A 16,483-nucleotide genomic window follows, 5' to 3' on the forward strand; every position below is an offset into this window, starting at 1 on the left:
GACCCACTCGCCGGTGGTCGATCAAAGCTCCGTAAAGTTGATCGCAACAACAAAGGCACCCGTCTATACGCCCGCCAACCGCCGCAACACCCCCAGGGTGCCGGTCATGGGCAACGGTTCGAAACGCCCCGAGGCCAGAGCGGCCTGGTATATCCGGTGTGGCGCCTGTCCACCTTGGGCGGGATCGCTGAAAATATCGTGGATCAGTAGATAACCCCCGGGCAGCAGGTGGCGGGCCCAGGCATCGTAATCGGCCCGGGCGGTGGCCAAAGCGTGCCCGCCGTCGATGAACACCAGGCTCAAGGGCGTCGCCCAGGCACGCGCGACCACGGTGGACGGCGCCACGATGGGCACCACCGTCTCTTCCAGATCGGCCATGCGCAGGGTGCGGCGAAAGTGGCGCAGGGTGTCCACGGTCGATGTGCGGGGATCGTACAGCTCGGGGTCGAAATAGAGCTCGCCGGGCTGCTGCTCCTCCGATCCCCGGTGATGATCGATGGAAAAGAGAATGCCGCCCCGCCGCCGGCAGCCGAGGCCCAGGTACAGGGCCGATTTGCCGCAATAACTGCCGATCTCCAGGCAAGGCCCCAGCGCGGCGGCCGACAGGGCGATGTCGTACAACCGGCGGCCCTCCGCGGGATCCAGAAAGCCCTTGATCCCATCGGCCGGCGTGAAATCCACCACCCGGCCCCTATCATCAATTGGTTGGGTCGTCATAGTTGCGCACCAGCACTTCCCGCGGTTTGACACCATCCGACGGGCCGACCACGCCCTCCTGCTCCATGGTCTCCACGATCCGCGCCGCCCGGTTGTAACCGATGCGCAGGTGGCGCTGGATCATGGAGATGGAGGCCTGGCCGCTGCGGGCCACCAGGGCCACGGCATCGTCGTAGCGCTCGTCATACTCCTTGTCGCCGTTCTCGCTCTTCTCCTCCACCGGCGCCGCCACCACGTTCTGGTCGTAATCGGGCGTCTGTTGCTGCTTGAGGAAGTCGATGATGCGGGCCAGCTCCGTCTCCGATATGTAGGCCCCGTGAATGCGCTGCAGACGCCCCGTGCCGGGCGGCAGAAAGAGCATATCCCCCATGCCCAGGAGGTTTTCGGCGCCGTTGGTGTCGATGATGGTCCGCGAATCGGTTTTGGACGACACCTGAAACGTCAGGCGGGTCGGAAAATTGGCCTTGATGATGCCGGTGAGCACATCCACCGAGGGGCGCTGGGTGGCCAGAATCAAGTGGATGCCGGCGGCCCGCGCCATCTGGGCCAGGCGGGTCAAAGCCACCTCCACATCCCGGGAGGCCACCATCATCAGATCGGCCAGCTCGTCGATGATAATCACGATGTAGGGCAGCGGCCGCGGCGCTTCAGCCTCCTCGCCACTTCCTTCGCCGCCGGCCTCCGCCGCGGGCGGCGGCTTGGCTTTGCGCGGCGCCCGCTCCAGCTTCTGGTTGTATTGGGCGATGTTGCGCGCTTTGTGCTCGGAGAGCAATTCGTAACGCCGCTCCATCTCCTTGACCGCCCAGAACAAGGCGTTGGTGGCCTTCTTGGCATCGGTGACCACCGGCGCAATCAGATGGGGAATGCCATCGTAGGCCGACAGTTCGATGCGCTTGGGATCCACCATGATCATTTTCACCTCGTCGGGGCTCGCCTTGTACAAAATGCTGCAAATCATGGTGTTTAACGCCACGCTCTTGCCCGCGCCGGTGGCACCGGCGATCAGCAGGTGGGGCATCTTGTCCATGGCGGCCACCACAGGGTGGCCCACGATGTCCTTGCCCAGGCAGAGGGTCAGCTTGGACTTGGATTGTTCGAACACCTCGGCGCCCACGATCTCTTTAAAACGCACCGTCTCCCGATCGGCGTTGGGCACCTCGATGCCGATGGCGGCCTTGCCCGGAATGGGGGCCACGATGCGGATGCTGATGGCCCGCAGGGCCAGCGCCAGATCGTCCGTCAGGTTGACGATCTTGTTGATTTTGACCCCCGGCGCCGGCGCATACTCGAAGGTGGTGATCACCGGTCCGGGCAGCACCGCCACCACCTGTCCCTGCACACCGAAATCCTCCAGCTTCTTTTCCAGCAGCTTGGATTGCATCCGCAGGTTCTCCTCGTTGACCGACACCGGGCGACCGTCGGGATCCTCCAGAAAATCCAGGGCGGGCAGTTGGAACGGTGTCCCTTCCTGCATGAAATCGAACAGTTTCTGCTTCGGTGGCGACGGCCGCCGTTTGGGCTGTTCGGTCATGGCGGGGGCCTTGATTTCGATCTGCCGCGCCGCCCCATCGGCCGGCGCCTTGCCCCTCGCACTGCGCCGGCGGGCCTTGTCACGCCGTTCGCGCCGCTTTTGCGCAAAGGTGCTAAAACGCTCGACCCCGAAGGCCAACACGCGGTGGCAGCGCCGGTAGAAGGCCACCAGGGAAAACCCAGTGGCCAGAATGAACCCGATCAACCAGGCCAACCCGGCGATGATCAAGCCCCCGGTAACATTGGTGTACTTGACCAACAACGCTTGCAGCGGCATACCGATGATGCCGCCGGCGGAAAATTTGTGACCGAAAAGCGCATAATGACTCTGTTTGAAGGCCAGCAGGCAGCCAGTGGTCAACAGCAGCAGCAGGCCGCCACCGGCTATGTGGTAGATGGTCATGCGCGAAGAGTGGCTGAAGAAGTGGATGCTGGCCAGCAGCAACAGCACCGGCACCCAGAAAGCCCCTAAACCGAACAGCCCCACCAGCAAACCGGCCGTCTGGGCCCCCACGGCGCCGAACAGGTTGTTGACGGTCGTCGCGCCCGCGCTATGGATGGATTGATCCTGTTCATGATAGGAGAGCAGGCTGATCAAACTGAAGATCACCAGGAAAAAAAGCAGGATGCCGATGATTTCTTTGCGCATGGAATAATCGTCAGTGCAGTACAACCAATAAGGTGATGCAGTTATGTCAAGCCTTGTTGCAACAAATGCAGCAGCACCCGACACCTCTCGTTAAACCCTGTCTTCACCCCGACGCTGCGCCACAGGCCGCCGGCACGCCGAAGCCGGATCAGACCTCGATGATGAACGGCATGATCAAGGGCCTGCGGCCGATGGTGAAGAAAAAATATTGGCGCAACGCGGATTGGACACGGCTGCGAATGATCTCCAGGCGGTTGGGCACCTCCGGCGGCACATCCTCAACAATCTCCAGAACCACGCACTGGGCATCGTCGAGCAGATGTCCGGTCTCCGTTTCGAAGACAAACCCCTTGGAAACCAGATCGGGGCCGTAGATCACCACCCCGGTCTCCTCGTCGAAGGCCATGTTGATCACCACCATGCCCTCCTCGGAAAGCAAGCGCCGCTCCTTGAGCACGCTGCGGCCCACATCCCCCACGCCTTTGCCGTCGATCAGCAAGCGGCCCGTCATGATACTGCCGGTGACGGCGGCCGCCTCGCAGGGGCCGAAGGTGACCATGTCGCCGTTTTGCACCAAAAGAATGTTCTCCTTGGCGATCCCCTCCTGCTCGGCCAGCCGGGCATGCTGCACCAGATGCCGATACTCGCCGTGAATGGGGATGAAATAGCGCGGCCGGGTGAGCCGAATCATCATCTTGAGCTCTTCCTGAAACGCATGGCCCGACACGTGGATGCGGGCGATCTTTTCATAAACCACCGTGGCGCCGCAACGGTACAGATCGTTGATGATGTTGGTGATGGCCCGCTCGTTGCCCGGAATGAACTTGGACGAAAGAATCACCGTGTCCTCGGGCATGATCTTGATCTGGCGGTGGGTCCCGGCGGCCATGCGCGCCAGTGCCGACATGGGCTCTCCCTGGCTGCCGGTGGTGATGATGATCACCTCGTCCTCGGGAAATTGCCGGACCTGGTCCACCTCGATCTGCATCCCCTCGGGAATGCGCAGATAGCCCAACGATTGGGCGATCTGCACCGACACCTCGATGCTGCGGCCGTTGAACAACACCTTGCGCCCGGTGGCGACGGCGATCTCGACGATCTGCTGGATACGCCCCACGTTGGAGGCGAACAGGGCGATGATGATGCGCCCCGTGCAACGCTGGCATATGCCGGCCAACACCTCGGCGACTTCGCAATCCGAAACGGTGTGTCCGGCGTTTTCCACATTGGTGGAGTCCGACAGCAGGGCCAACACCCCTTGCTCGCCGCAGCGGGCGAAGCGACTCACATCGGTGGCCATGCCGTCGACACAGGTGTGGCTGAATTTGAAATCACCGGTATGCACGATGGTGCCGTACGGGGTGCCGATGGCGATCCCCACGCCGTCGACGACGCTGTGGTTGACGCGGATGAACTCCAGGGCAAAGGGGCCGATCTTGAGGGTTTCGCCGGGGAGCACGGTGTGCAGCGCCGTATGCCCCATCAGGTCGTGCTCTTCCAGCTTGTGCCGCACCAGCCCCAGGGTGAAGGGGGCCCCGAATACAGGGGCATGCACCTCCCGCAGCAGATAGGGCAAAGCGCCGATGTGGTCTTCATGAGCATGGGTCAACACGATGCCGGCCAACTTTTTAACATTCTGCTTCAAATAGCTCATGTCGGGGATGACGTAATCCACCCCCAACATGTAATCCTCGGGGAACATGAGCCCGACATCGATCACAAACAGGGTCTCATGGCACTCCAGGACCATCATGTTCAACCCGATTTCGCCCAGCCCCCCCAGAGGAATCAGTTTAACCACGTGTTTGCCCCGCCCGCAGCCGGTCCAGTATCTCCTGAATGGCATCTCGCACCGCATCCATCAAACCATCTTTGGTGGCCCGGGTATAATCGGCTGCATCGATGGCCGGGCCGAAGGCGATATGGACCGAACGTCGTCGGATCAATAAACTCCCCCGGGGCATGATGTCGAAGGTACCGTAAACGGCCATGGGCACAACGGGCACACCGGCATCCACCGCCAGAATGAATCCCCCCTTCTTGAAATCACGCAGACTGCCGTCCTTGGTGCGGGTGCCCTCGGGGAATATCAGCACCGATGCGCCGTTGCGGATCGTTTCGGCCGCCCGCGTCAAACTCGCCATGGCAGATCGGCGATCAGAGCGATCAATGCTGATGTATCCCGCACCCCGCATGCCCCTTCCGAAAATCGGAATTTTGAACAGCTCCGCCTTGGCCAACCAACGGAATTGGACCGGCAGCGCGCAAAAGAAGACCGGAATATCGAAATTGCTCTGGTGATTGGACATGAAGATCACCGAGCGGCCCCGCACCAGATGTTCCGTGCCGTGCACGTGAACCTTCACCAAACTGACCAGCAGGATGGCGCGGCCCCAAATTTTGGCGACCCAATGCACCGCATTACCGGTTTTGGAAAAATAGGAGGTCACAATGGCGACGATGCCCAGCACCACGGTGATGCAGACAACCCAGGTGCAGATGACAACCGTGTGCACAAAAGGCAACACGCGGCCCAATTTGGCTAAAACAGTCATCAAACGCGGATGTCCAACTCTTCGAGAACGCCGTCGATGGCGCGAATCAACCAATTGCGCTGGCGTTCGGTGGCATATTGAATACAATGGCAGCGAATGCGTTGCTGCGACCGCACCAGCAACTCGCAGGCCAACCGGTCCGGCAACAGCTCCAAAGCGAAATAATAGGGCTGGCACTGGTCATGGTCGTGCTGCACCGCATCGTAGAGCTCCGGATCGATGGGCAACCAAAAGAGTCCCTCGACCCCCGGGGCGGCGTAGCGCTCCATCAGATAAGCCTCGACCTTGGCGTGATCCTCCGGTCGCAGTTCGTCCACAAGGTACTGTTTCATAAGGCCCTGACTAGCACAACCGTCTGAAATTTGCAAGTTTTATATCCGTTTGCACACCCTCGGCGACCGTCGCAAGACCGGGAGAAAAACCGATGCCGACCCGGCCAAAACCAAGCAATGAACATAGCGCGTCACCAGTGGCCGTTCAGATGCCACAGCGGCGGCGAATCTCATTTTTTCCGGGAAGGCGACGACTTGCGAACGGCGAGGGAATCTTTAACAAGCGGCATTGTCCCGGTCCCTCTGTCGGCACCGGGACAATGCGCACAATGAATCGATTAGGTCTCTTCGATGGTAATGGCGTTTTCTTCACACACCTCGACGCAGCTTTCGCAGCCAAGGCACTCTTCCGCGTTAACGGGAACCGATTTGCCATCTTGCATTTCGAAGACTTCCACGGGGCAAACATCCACACACTCTTCGCAGCCCACACACTTTTCTTCGTCCACGATGGGATTAAAAGCCATTCTGACACGCCTCCTTTCGTATGGTATTGGTACCAGTTGAATCCTTCAACTATTTAAGCGACACCAAGGCGATGGCTTATACCAATTCCCCAGGCCCGTCAAGCCTTCTTGCCGCTTTTTTGGGAAGAGGATTGGCAACAATCCATTTCCTTCATATTCAGGACGTTATGTTTCAACCAAACCGATCAGGACGTTGGGAGGTTGGACAGTGTCCGGGCTGACATCTTGCGCCGCCGCCGGTTGCTTGCACAGCCGGGTGAGCAAGGTTGCCGGCGTGCACGCTTGCAAACGCCGCAGGGTCAGCCGGCCCGAACCGGCCCCGACCGCCGCCCCAGCGGCCTTTTCGTCCTCATCCGGCGCGAAATCGCCGCCGGCGGCCAACCGGTGCAGATGTTGCTGCAGGGCGGTTGCCCCGGCATCCGTCGCCGAACCGTCCGCGCCGCCACCAAGGGGCTCGTTGCCCACCGGCTGCGCCTCGGGCAGCATCTCCAGCAGATGTTGCCAGACCGCCATGCTGTCGGTCACATAAAGATGCCCCAGCGCATTGCTGCCCAAAGCCAATCGGGCCCACGCCTGCACACGCCGTTCGGTCATGTGGGCACCGAGGTCCGCCATGGCCGATTGGCCTGCTGCGCCTTGCGATAGGGCATCGGCGGATGACGAATCGTCCGGCGCTTCGCCCAGAAGCCGCTCCAGACGGTCCTCCATGGCGCGTACCGCACCCATGTCGTTCTGCAGGGCATCCTGCTGCTCATCGAAGCGATGGGCCAGGCAGAGGAAAAGGGCGGCCTGCAAGAGGGGATCGGCCGCCTCGTCGGCTTTGGCCGCCGCCGCCCGCTGCAGACGGGTGCGGATCCGATTGGGACTCTCTTCCAAGGCATCGGCCGCCCGGGCGGCTTGGAAATGGTAAATACCCGCCAACGGTTCGCCGTCGTTCCGGTGCAACGCGGCCCAATCGGCAAACCCCTTGAGGGACTGCGTTAGTTGCCGTTCATCGATCCGGGGGCAGGGTTGCAAATGCAATCGCTCCTGCGCCGCGGCCTGGTGCATGGCCGACGGCACCAGTGACGCCAAGGGCTGCAACACGGTGAGGCGGCCCAATCCATCGGCCAGCCGTTGGATCCGTTCCCCATGCAGATGGGTGAACGGCATGAAATGGATCATTGCTTCATTCCTTTGCGGATTCAACCTTGCCGTCCCGCACCGTCACGCCCATCTGTTCCAGCTGCTCCCGGATCCGGTCGGCCAGGGCCCAGTCGCGATTACGGCGCGCTTCGGCCCGCTGGCGCAGCAGCTCCTGCACCGCGGGGTCGTCATAGGCCGGCGGAAAATCGAAAACACCCAATACGTCGTCGACGTTGCGCAGGGCGGCGGTCACCTGCGGCACCTGCTCGGGCGCCAGCTGCTGGCGGGCCAGGAGCCGGTTGAGTTGTTTGATCACCTTGAAGATCACCGCCAGGGCGGCGGAGATGTTCAAGTCGTCGTCCATGGCCACATGGAAACCGTTTTTCAAGTCGTAGAGCAGTTGGTCCAGCTCTTTGAAAGGCACCCCCCGAACCACCTGGCGCAGCGTGGCCACACAGCTGTCCAGGCGTTGAAGGGTCCGCCGGGCGTATTGCAGCCGCTCCAGGGAATAGATCACCGGCTTGGGGTAATGGCTGGAGAGCAGCCAGAAACGGATCTCGCGACCGGTCCACCCCCGGGCCAGCAGCGACCGAACGGTCCCGCCGCCACCTTCGGCCTCTTCCGCAGCGGCACCGTTGACCACCACCCGATCACAGTGGAGCCAGAACCGGGCCAGGGGTTTCTTGTTGAGAGCGCCGGCGATGGCGATCTCGTTTTCGTGCTGGGGAAAAAGCAGCTCACGGCCGGCGATGTGGATGTCACAACTTTCACCCAGGTATTTGAGCGCCAGGGTGGCGCACTGCAGCGGCCAGGAAGGCTGTACGTTGCCCCACGGGGTTTTGGTGTAAAGCCCCTTTTTCAACTCGGCCAGCTTGACCCGCTTGAGCAGCGTGAAATCGCGCGGGTTGTCTTTCTCGTAATCGTCCAGGTCCACCGTGGCCCCCAGCCGGATCTTGTTCAGGTCGATGCCCGAGAGCCGGCCGTAATCCTCGAACCGGGAGATGTCGAAATAAATGGAGCGCAGCTTTTCGTAGGCGTACCCCTTGGCGACCAACTGCTGCACCACCTGCACCATGTCGTCCACATGGTCGCTGGAGCGCGGGTAGTGGGTCGCTTTGCGGATGCCCAGGGCGTCGCGATCCGCCTCCAGGGCGGCGATGTTGCGGGCGGCGAAGTCGGCAGGCATCATGCCAGCGGCCGCCGCCGCCTCAAACGTCTTCTGATCCAGGTCGGTGATGTTCACCACATGCTGCACCGCAAAACCGCGATAGGTCAGGTAGCGGGCCACCATGTCGGCGAACACCAGGCGCCGGGCATCCGTCGTCGCCATGGGACCCTTGGCGGTGGGCCCGGTGGTGTAGAGGGTCACCCGATCGGCCCGCTGGGGGGCGAAAATCTCCTTGCTGCGGGTGCGCGTATTGAACAGGGCGCAGCCCACCTTCTCCCGCTCCACGAACAGCGGCGTGGAGAGGTAGCGCTCGCCGCTGTCGGGCAGAACCGCCACCACCACGCCTTGCTCCATGGCGGCGGCCTGTCGCAGCGCCACGGCCATGGCCGCGCCGCTGCTCATGCCCACGAAAAGCCCCTCTTCGCGGGCCAGACGGCGGGCCGTTTCAAAGGCCTCCTCGTCGTCCACGTTGACCTTCTCGCCCAGCCGATCCTTTTCGAAGATCTCCGGGGTGTAGGACTCTTTCAAATTCTTGAGTCCCTGGATCTTGTGCCCCAGATAAGGCTCCACCCCGATGATGCGCACGCCCGGAGCGATCTCCGCGAACCGGCGCGCCAACCCCATCAGGGTGCCGGAGGTGCCCAAAGTGGCCACAATGGCGCTCACCCGCCCTTCGGTCTGCTCCCAGATCTCGTTGGCCGTGCCGTGGTAATGGGCCTGCCAGTTGGCCGCATTGTTGTACTGGTCGGTGAGGTAATAGCTCTCGGGATGTTCCCGCACCAGCCGGTAGGCCTCCTCGATGGCCCCGTCGGTGCCCAGGCGACCCGGCGTCAAGTGGATTTCGGCCCCCCGGGCGCGCAGGATCTTCTGGCGCTCCAGGCTGGCCGTCTCGGACATGGTGAGCAGCAGTTTGTACCCTTTGATGGCGCACACCATGGCCAGGCCGATGCCGGTGTTGCCGCTGGTGGCCTCCACCACCGTCTTGTCGGGGGTCAGTTCGCCGGAGCGTTCGGCGGCCTCGATCATGGAGAGGGCCGCCCGGTCCTTGATGGAGCCGCCGGGATTCAAATATTCCAACTTGGCCAGAACCGTCACCCGGGGATTGGGATTCATGCGCCGGATGGTCACCAGCGGCGTGCAGCCGATCAAATCAAGCAATGACAAAGCGTTCATGGTTATCCTGGACATCCCTGGCGCCCCGCCGACCCAACGCCGGGCGCCGATTCAACACGCTGCAAGCACCTATGCCGCCAGCAGCGACGCCAGCAGCGCCTCCACCTCGCGAGTCACCGCGGCCACATCGCGGCCGGCATCGATCACCCGGTAGCGTTGGGGTTCCCGGGCGGCCAACTCAAGGTACCCGGCCCGCACCCGTTGATGAAAAGCCGCCTTCTCCTGTTCGAAGCGGGTCTCCGCGTCGGTGCGTCCGCCGTTGTGCACCTGCGCCCAGGCCCGGGCCAAACCGACGGCGGGATCCAGATCGAAGAGCAAGGTGGCATCGGGTCGCAAATCGTCGCAGGTCAGGCGATGCAACTCCCGGATCGTGCGCCGATCCACTCCCCGGGCATAGCCTTGATACACCAGGGTGGCGTCAAAGAACCGGTCGCACAACACCACCCGGCCGGCCGCCAGATGGGGCTGGATCACCGTGCGAATGTGCTGCACCCGATCCGCCACGTAGAGCAGCAATTCCGCCACCGGATCCAGCCCGCGGTTTTCCGGGTCGAGCAGGATGGCCCGTATGCGGCTGCCGATGGCCGTGCCGCCCGGCTCCCGCGTGGTGACGCACTCATAGCCGCTGCCTTCCAAATAAGCAACGATGTTTTGGAGCTGGGTGGTTTTCCCGGCCCCTTCGATCCCTTCAAGGGTAATGAACATGATTTCCGTATCGCTTCAGGGTTGTGTCACCAACAAATGCCGCATGCCATTGCAATGCGACCCCGTCATTCGCCATCGCCCCCGTCTCCTTCCGGCGCCGCCGTCTCGCGGCCGGCTGCATCGGGAATGTAAAAGTGGCGTTCCATCAGCCGGTGGTAGCCGGTCCAGGTGGCGCCGGCGGTTTCGGTGGCGACGAATTCGCGGATGGCGTTGATCCGGGCATCGATCTCATCCACCTGGTGCAACAGCACCGCCTCGATGGTTTTGGGCGGCTCGGGCGATCCGAAGTCGCGCACCCCGTGGTGACTGACGATCAGGTGCTTGACCATGGCCGCCAGGGAATCAGGGAAATCCGCGATGGTGCGGATCTTGTCCGCCACCATCTGCACGCCGATGACGATGTGGCTGAGCAGTCGGCCTTCGTCGGTGTAGTCGATGAAGTGGGCGTAAGCCAACTCCCGCACCTTGCCCACATCGTGGAGCACGGCGCCGGTCAACAGCAGATCACGATCCACACCGCCGTAATGGGCGGCGATTTTGTCGGCCAGCAACACCATGGAAAGGGTGTGTTCCAGCAATCCACCCAAATAGGCGTGGTGCATCTGCTTGGCCGCCGGCGCCTTCTTGAACTGCGCCACGAAGGTGTCATCGGACCAGAAGGCCGCCAACAGCGCCTTGAGATGGGGATTGTGGAGCGTCTCGGTTACCGCCTGCAAGCGCGCCAACATCTGGTCCGCATCGCGACGGGTCGTCGGCAGAAAATCGGCCGGATTCACCGCATCGGCCGGCACGGCGGCCAGGGACTGGACCACTAGCTGCACGCTGCCGCGATACTCCCCGGCGGTGCCCTGCACCTGCACGAAATCCCCCTCGCCGGCGGCGGCCGCCGCCCGCTGCACGTCGTCCCACATCACCGCCCGCATGCGGCCGCTCTTGTCCCCCAGCACAAGGGTCAGAAAAGGGTTGCCGTCCCTTTTACGGGCCATGTTCTTCTCCGCCAGCACGAAAATATCCGCCACGGTCTCATTGGCGGCGATATCGGCAATGAACCGCTTTTTGCCCTGGGTCATGATCAAGGTCACCTTTTTTATGGATCGTTGTCTTTCGATCCGCAACGGGAGTGCAAGATGGATTGGCTCAAATCGACGATCTCCACATCGCCGACGTATTTGCGGGTTTTCAAACAGGTGATGTCGGCCAGTTTGCGCGTCATCTCCCCCATTTGCTCCACCTGGGCGCGAATGGTGTTCAACTGGGCGTAGGCCAGTTCGGCCGGATCCAGATCCATCATCAACACCTGGACCAGCCCCAGCACATATTGCAACGGTTGGTTCAATTCGTGACACAGGCCGCCGGCGGTTTCCAGCATCCCCTGGAGTTTTTGCTCTTCCTTGAGCTTCTGGATCGCCCGGCGTTGGGTCAAGGCGCTGCCCACCCGGGCCAGCAGCTCCACCCGGCCCACCGGCTTGCGCACATAATCGCTGCCGCCTGCCGCGAAGGCCGCCTGCAAGGTTTCATCGTCGGTGCTGCCGGTGACAAAGATGACCGGTATGTGGCGCAAGACCTCCCTTTCCTTGAGCCGTCGGCAAGCTTGAATGCCGTCCAAGCGGGGCATCACCACGTCCAGTAAAATCACGTCGGGCTGCATTTCGCCGGCCACGACCAGACATTGTTCGCCATCGCTCACCCCGCGGACCCCGTAACCCGCCTCGACGAGCATGGCCTGGATGAATTGGCTGCTGATGCGATCGTCCTCGGCCACCAGGACGGTGGCCGGCAATCGGTTCCCCACCGCTTGATCTTCGTGGATGCGGCCTATCGCCATGGTCCCCCTTTTTGATCGCCGGAACGGTTCAACTTTGCCCGACCCGAGGAACGGCAGCTATCCGCCCCCGAAATCCCAGTCCTGCATCTCGGCCAGCAGCGTGTAATCGGTCATATCGCATTGCACCGGCGTAATGGTGATATAGTTGTTCTCGAGCAGCGCCCCGTCCGCCTCGGCATCGCCATAGTCGGGTATCGATTCGAAACCTTGCCAGTAATAGACCCGATTGCGCGGATCTTGTCGCTTCTCGAAATATTCATCATACAGGTCGCATCCCTGATGGGCAACCCGCACGCCGGCGATCCGATCCGGCGGGAGATTGGGCAGGTTGATGTTGAGCAGCACCCCCTTGGGCAACCCCCGCTCTTGCACCCGCGGCACCAAGCGGGCAATGAACAGCGCCGCGTCGTCGTAGGGGGGCGCTTCGGCACTCTGCAGGGAGACGGCCAGTGCCGGCACGCCGTAGAGCACCGCCTCCTTGGCCGCCGCCACCGTGCCCGAATAGTTGAGGTTGACCCCCACATTGGCCCCTGGGTTGATGCCCGAAACCACCAAATCCGGCGCTTCGTCCAGCAGCTCCACCATGGCCAGCTTGACGCAATCGGCCGGCGTGCCGCTCACCGACCACCCCTCCCGGCCGTCGCCCAAGTCCACTTGGTAGGCCCGCAGGGGCTTGTGCAGCGTGATGCCGTGGCTCACGGCGCTGCGCTCGCGCTCCGGCGCCACCACCACCACTTGGTGTTTTTCACTCAGCCGGCGGTGCAGCGCCCAAAGGCCAGGCGCCTGGATCCCATCGTCGTTGGTCAGTAGAATGCGCAATTTTCCGGTCCATTGTTGATTTTTGTATGCTTCTGGTTCTATAAAGAAAAATTTAATCGGAGGCAAGTGGATTAACCGCCCGCCCAGGGCCAGCGCACGGAGTCGGCAACCCCGCATGTGGCAACCACTGAAAATCGGAAACCTCATGGGGACCGCCGCCACCCCCCTTTGGATCTGCTGCCTGCTGTTGCTTGTACTGGCCTTGTCCACCCCCGCCCGATCGGCGGCCCAGACCGTCCTCGATCCCATGGCCGACGACGGCCCCTGGGAAATCAGCGCCGACCGCATCTTCCATGACCAGCAGGCCGACACCTACCTGGCCGAAGGCAATGTGACCATCGTGCGCAACCAGAGCACCCTGACGGCCGATCGGGTCCACCTGGACCAGAAAAGCCGCCTGGCCTTCGCCGAGGGGCATGTGCGCCTGCTGCAAGACCGGGACGAACTGACCGGCAGCCGGCTGCAACTGCACCTGGACGACGAGACCGGCACGGTGACCGACGGCCGCATCTTTCTGGCCGCCAATCACTTTTACATCACCGGCCGCGAGATTCGCAAAACCGGTCCGGCCACCTACCATATCACCGACGCCACGGCCACCACCTGCGACGGCCCGGATCCCGACTGGTCCCTGACCGGCAAAGAGTTGCGGGTCACCATCGAAGGCTACGGCCGTGCCAAGCACGCCGCCTTGTGGGCCAGGAAGATGCCCCTGATCTACACCCCCTACATGGTCTTTCCAGTCAAAACCCGGCGCCAGACCGGCCTGTTAACCCCGGAGGCCGAATACTCGGACCGGCTGGGGCTACGCTACCTGCAACCCCTGTTCTGGGCCATCAGCGACAGCACCGACGCCACCCTCTTCGTGGATCACATGTCCCAACGAGGCACCCGGTTGGGTGGCGAATTCCGCTACATGGCAAGTGAAAAGGCCAAAGGCACCCTCATGCTGGACGGCTTCACGGACCGCCGCAGCGACACCGGCGAGCACGACACCACCGATCGATGGGGCTACGGCGACGACCGCTTTCTGCGACCCAACCACGACCGCTACTGGCTGCGCGGCAAAGTCGACCAGCCCCTGCCCTGGGAGATGATGGCCCGCCTCGACCTGGATGTGGTCAGCGACCAGGATTACCTCAAAACCTTCGACAGCGGCCACGCCGGCTTCGAACAAACGCGGGACTACTTCCGCGACACCTTCGGCCGCGACCTGGACGACTACAACGACCCGGTACGCGTCAACCAGCTCAACATCAACCGCATCTGGACCGGCTACACCTTCAACACCGACGTCCGCTGGTACGACGATGTGGTGCGCCGGCGCCAGGCGGACACCAACCCCACCCTGCAGCAGCTGCCCCAGGTCACCCTGGACGGCACCAAACAGCGCCTGCTCGGTTCTTCGCTCTATTACGATCTGCTCTCCAGCTACACCTATTTTTACCGCGAAACCGGCACCCGCGGCCATCGGGCCGACCTCTATCCCCGCGCCTACTACCCCATGCGTTTTTTCAAGGCCATTTTCGTCGAACCCTCGGCCGGTTTCCGTCAGACCGCCTGGCACATCGACCGTTTCGCCGACAACGCCCCGGACGACCGCACCGACCATTACCGCGCCCTCTACGACTTGAAACTGGACATGAGCACCGGCTTCGACCGCGTTTTCAAAATCGACGTTGCCGGCCACGACCGGCTCAAGCACAGCATCCGGCCGCGGGTCGTCTATGAGTACATTCCGGAGCAGGACCAGGAAGATCTGCCCCGTTTCGACGACTGGGACCGTATCGAGCGCCTCAACCGCATCACCTATTCGCTGACCAACACCCTGATCGCCCGCGCCCCGCGCCTGCCGGGTGCCGACGGCCAAGTGCGGGGCCCCGAACACATTTACACCCCCTTCACGCGCTTGAAACTGGAGCAACATTTCGACATCAACCGGCACAACGAGGACCACCCGCAACCCTTTTCCAACGTGCTGGCAGAACTGGAAATCACCCCGGGACGCTACGGCCGCATACTGGCCGACGGCCTCTGGTCCCCCTACGACGGTCAATTCTATGCCTACAACGCGGGGGTGCTGCTGCGCAGCCCCGGCGGCCACGGGTTGCGGGTGGACTACCGCTTCACCCGCGAAACCGAAACCACCCGCAGCCTGCAAACCATCGACGCCACGGCCGTCTGGGAGGTCAGTCAGCGCTGGCAGCTGCGCGGCAAATACGAACACAACCTCGATACCTCCGAACGGATCGAAAACGGCGTGGGCATCTCCTACCGGGCCCAGTGCTGGCAGATCGACCTCGATTTGAAGGACGAACCGGGCAGCACCAGCGTGGCGGTCATGGTGCACCTGGTGGGATTGGGCGCCTTCGGGCAATAAGGGCTCACGGAAAAAGGAAAGGATCGCCGGCAATGATCATCGTACGCACCCCCCTGCGCATCAGCTTCGTCGGCGGGGGATCCGACATGAAGGCCTTCTACGCCCACAACCCGGGCAAGGTGGTCTGCACGGCCTTCGACAAATTTGTCTATGCCATCGTCAAGGAGCGTTTCGACGACCTGATCTACATCAACTACTCCAAAAAAGAGACCGTCGAACACGTGGACGCCATCCAGCACGACCTGGTGCGCGAAGCCATGCGCATCACCGGCGTGGACAAGGGAGTGGAGATCACCACCCTGGCGGACATCCCCTCCAGCGGCTCGGGCCTGGGCAGCTCCAGCTCCATCACCGTGGCCCTGCTGCACGCCCTGCACACCTACCAAAACACCCTGGTCACCGCCGAACAGTTGGCCCGTGAGGCGTGCCGCATCGAAATCGATACTCTGGGCAAACCCATCGGCCGCCAGGATCAATACGCCGCCGCCTATGGCGGAGTGAACCGGTTCACCTTCCTGCCCGACGACACCACCGTGCGCACACCGGTGCGCATTTCCGGTAAAGTGCGGCGCAAATTCGCATCCTCGCTGCTGCTCTATTACACCGGCATCACCCGCAGCGCCGACGACATCCTCAGCCGCCAGAAATCCAACCTGGGCGCCGACGAAAAACGGCGCATCATGCAGGCCATGGTGGACCTGGTGGACCCGTTCACCGAAGCCATGGAACAGGACGACATCCAGGCCTACGGCCGCCTGCTGGACGAAAACTGGCGCCTCAAGCAGCAAATGGCCGCCGGCATCAGCAATCCGGTCATCGACGCCATGTACCACACCGCCAAGGCGGCCGGCGCCCTGGCAGGCAAAATCAGCGGCGCCGGCGGGGGCGGTTTCCTGCTACTGGTGGTGCCCCGGGAAAACCAGAACCAGGTCTTTGCCGCCATGCGGGCCTACCGCGAACTGCCCTTCATGCTCGAAGACAGCGGCAGCAAGGTGATCTTCGACGACCGGTCCTACTCGAGCAAGTAAAAAGGAGCGC

Annotated in this window: 14 protein-coding genes; 2 read left to right on the top strand and 12 right to left on the bottom strand. The window is 62.4% G+C overall.

The window, feature by feature from the left end; translation table 11 throughout:
• Window positions 1-63 precede the first annotated feature (63 nt).
• From MRX98_RS19465 to surE, 12 genes are all read right to left on the bottom strand, one after another.
• Entirely contained in the window at window positions 64-717 is a 654-nt protein-coding gene (locus tag MRX98_RS19465) for a class I SAM-dependent methyltransferase (protein WP_246914071.1), read from the bottom strand.
• On the bottom strand, window positions 698-2,896 hold the full coding sequence (locus tag MRX98_RS19470) for a DNA translocase FtsK (protein ID WP_246914073.1): 2,199 nt from the start codon (window positions 2,894-2,896) through the stop codon (window positions 698-700). Before MRX98_RS19470 ends, MRX98_RS19465 begins: the two co-directional genes overlap by 20 nt.
• A gap of 148 nt (window positions 2,897-3,044) precedes the next feature.
• Window positions 3,045-4,742, bottom strand: a complete 1,698-nt coding sequence (locus MRX98_RS19475) for a ribonuclease J (protein ID WP_246914075.1) — start codon at window positions 4,740-4,742, stop codon at window positions 3,045-3,047.
• Window positions 4,690-5,451, bottom strand: a complete 762-nt coding sequence (locus tag MRX98_RS19480) for a lysophospholipid acyltransferase family protein (RefSeq protein WP_246914077.1) — start codon at window positions 5,449-5,451, stop codon at window positions 4,690-4,692. Before MRX98_RS19480 ends, MRX98_RS19475 begins: the two co-directional genes overlap by 53 nt.
• A complete protein-coding gene (locus MRX98_RS19485; protein ID WP_246914079.1) occupies window positions 5,451-5,783 on the bottom strand; it encodes a hypothetical protein in 333 nt (110 codons plus the stop codon). The genes MRX98_RS19480 and MRX98_RS19485 overlap by 1 nt, the downstream gene beginning before the upstream one ends.
• 278 nt (window positions 5,784-6,061) lie before the next feature.
• A complete protein-coding gene (locus MRX98_RS19490) occupies window positions 6,062-6,250 on the bottom strand; it encodes a ferredoxin (protein ID WP_246914081.1) in 189 nt (62 codons plus the stop codon).
• A gap of 165 nt (window positions 6,251-6,415) precedes the next feature.
• Window positions 6,416-7,414 (bottom strand): hypothetical protein, encoded by a 999-nt coding sequence (locus MRX98_RS19495; protein WP_246914083.1) that lies wholly within the window; start codon window positions 7,412-7,414, stop codon window positions 6,416-6,418.
• Window positions 7,415-7,418: 4 nt separating this feature from the next.
• The gene (locus MRX98_RS19500) at window positions 7,419-9,716 is read right to left on the bottom strand and encodes a cysteine synthase (protein ID WP_246914085.1); all 2,298 of its coding nucleotides are present in this window, start codon (window positions 9,714-9,716) and stop codon (window positions 7,419-7,421) included.
• 69 nt (window positions 9,717-9,785) lie between these two features.
• Window positions 9,786-10,421, bottom strand: coding sequence for a dTMP kinase (gene tmk / locus MRX98_RS19505; protein ID WP_246914087.1), 636 nt, complete (start codon window positions 10,419-10,421; stop codon window positions 9,786-9,788).
• A gap of 65 nt (window positions 10,422-10,486) precedes the next feature.
• The gene (locus tag MRX98_RS19510; protein WP_246914094.1) at window positions 10,487-11,491 is read right to left on the bottom strand and encodes a 3'-5' exoribonuclease YhaM family protein; all 1,005 of its coding nucleotides are present in this window, start codon (window positions 11,489-11,491) and stop codon (window positions 10,487-10,489) included.
• 17 nt (window positions 11,492-11,508) lie between these two features.
• Window positions 11,509-12,246, bottom strand: coding sequence for an ATP-binding response regulator (locus MRX98_RS19515; protein ID WP_246914096.1), 738 nt, complete (start codon window positions 12,244-12,246; stop codon window positions 11,509-11,511).
• Window positions 12,247-12,303: 57 nt separating this feature from the next.
• Window positions 12,304-13,065, bottom strand: a complete 762-nt coding sequence (surE, locus tag MRX98_RS19520) for a 5'/3'-nucleotidase SurE (RefSeq protein WP_246914098.1) — start codon at window positions 13,063-13,065, stop codon at window positions 12,304-12,306.
• A gap of 115 nt (window positions 13,066-13,180) precedes the next feature.
• On the opposite strand from surE, the gene MRX98_RS19525 reads away from it, so the two are divergent.
• Together MRX98_RS19525 and MRX98_RS19530 are read left to right on the top strand one after the other, a co-directional pair.
• Window positions 13,181-15,445, top strand: a complete 2,265-nt coding sequence (locus tag MRX98_RS19525) for an LPS-assembly protein LptD (RefSeq protein ID WP_246914112.1) — start codon at window positions 13,181-13,183, stop codon at window positions 15,443-15,445.
• Window positions 15,446-15,477: 32 nt separating this feature from the next.
• On the top strand, window positions 15,478-16,473 hold the full coding sequence (locus tag MRX98_RS19530) for a GHMP family kinase ATP-binding protein (RefSeq protein ID WP_246914119.1): 996 nt from the start codon (window positions 15,478-15,480) through the stop codon (window positions 16,471-16,473).
• The last annotated feature ends 10 nt before the right edge of the window (window positions 16,474-16,483 follow it).

Origin of the sequence: Desulfatitalea alkaliphila, from assembly GCF_022968795.1 — a bacterium.
GTDB classification, from domain to species: domain Bacteria; phylum Desulfobacterota; class Desulfobacteria; order Desulfobacterales; family Desulfosarcinaceae; genus Desulfatitalea; species Desulfatitalea alkaliphila.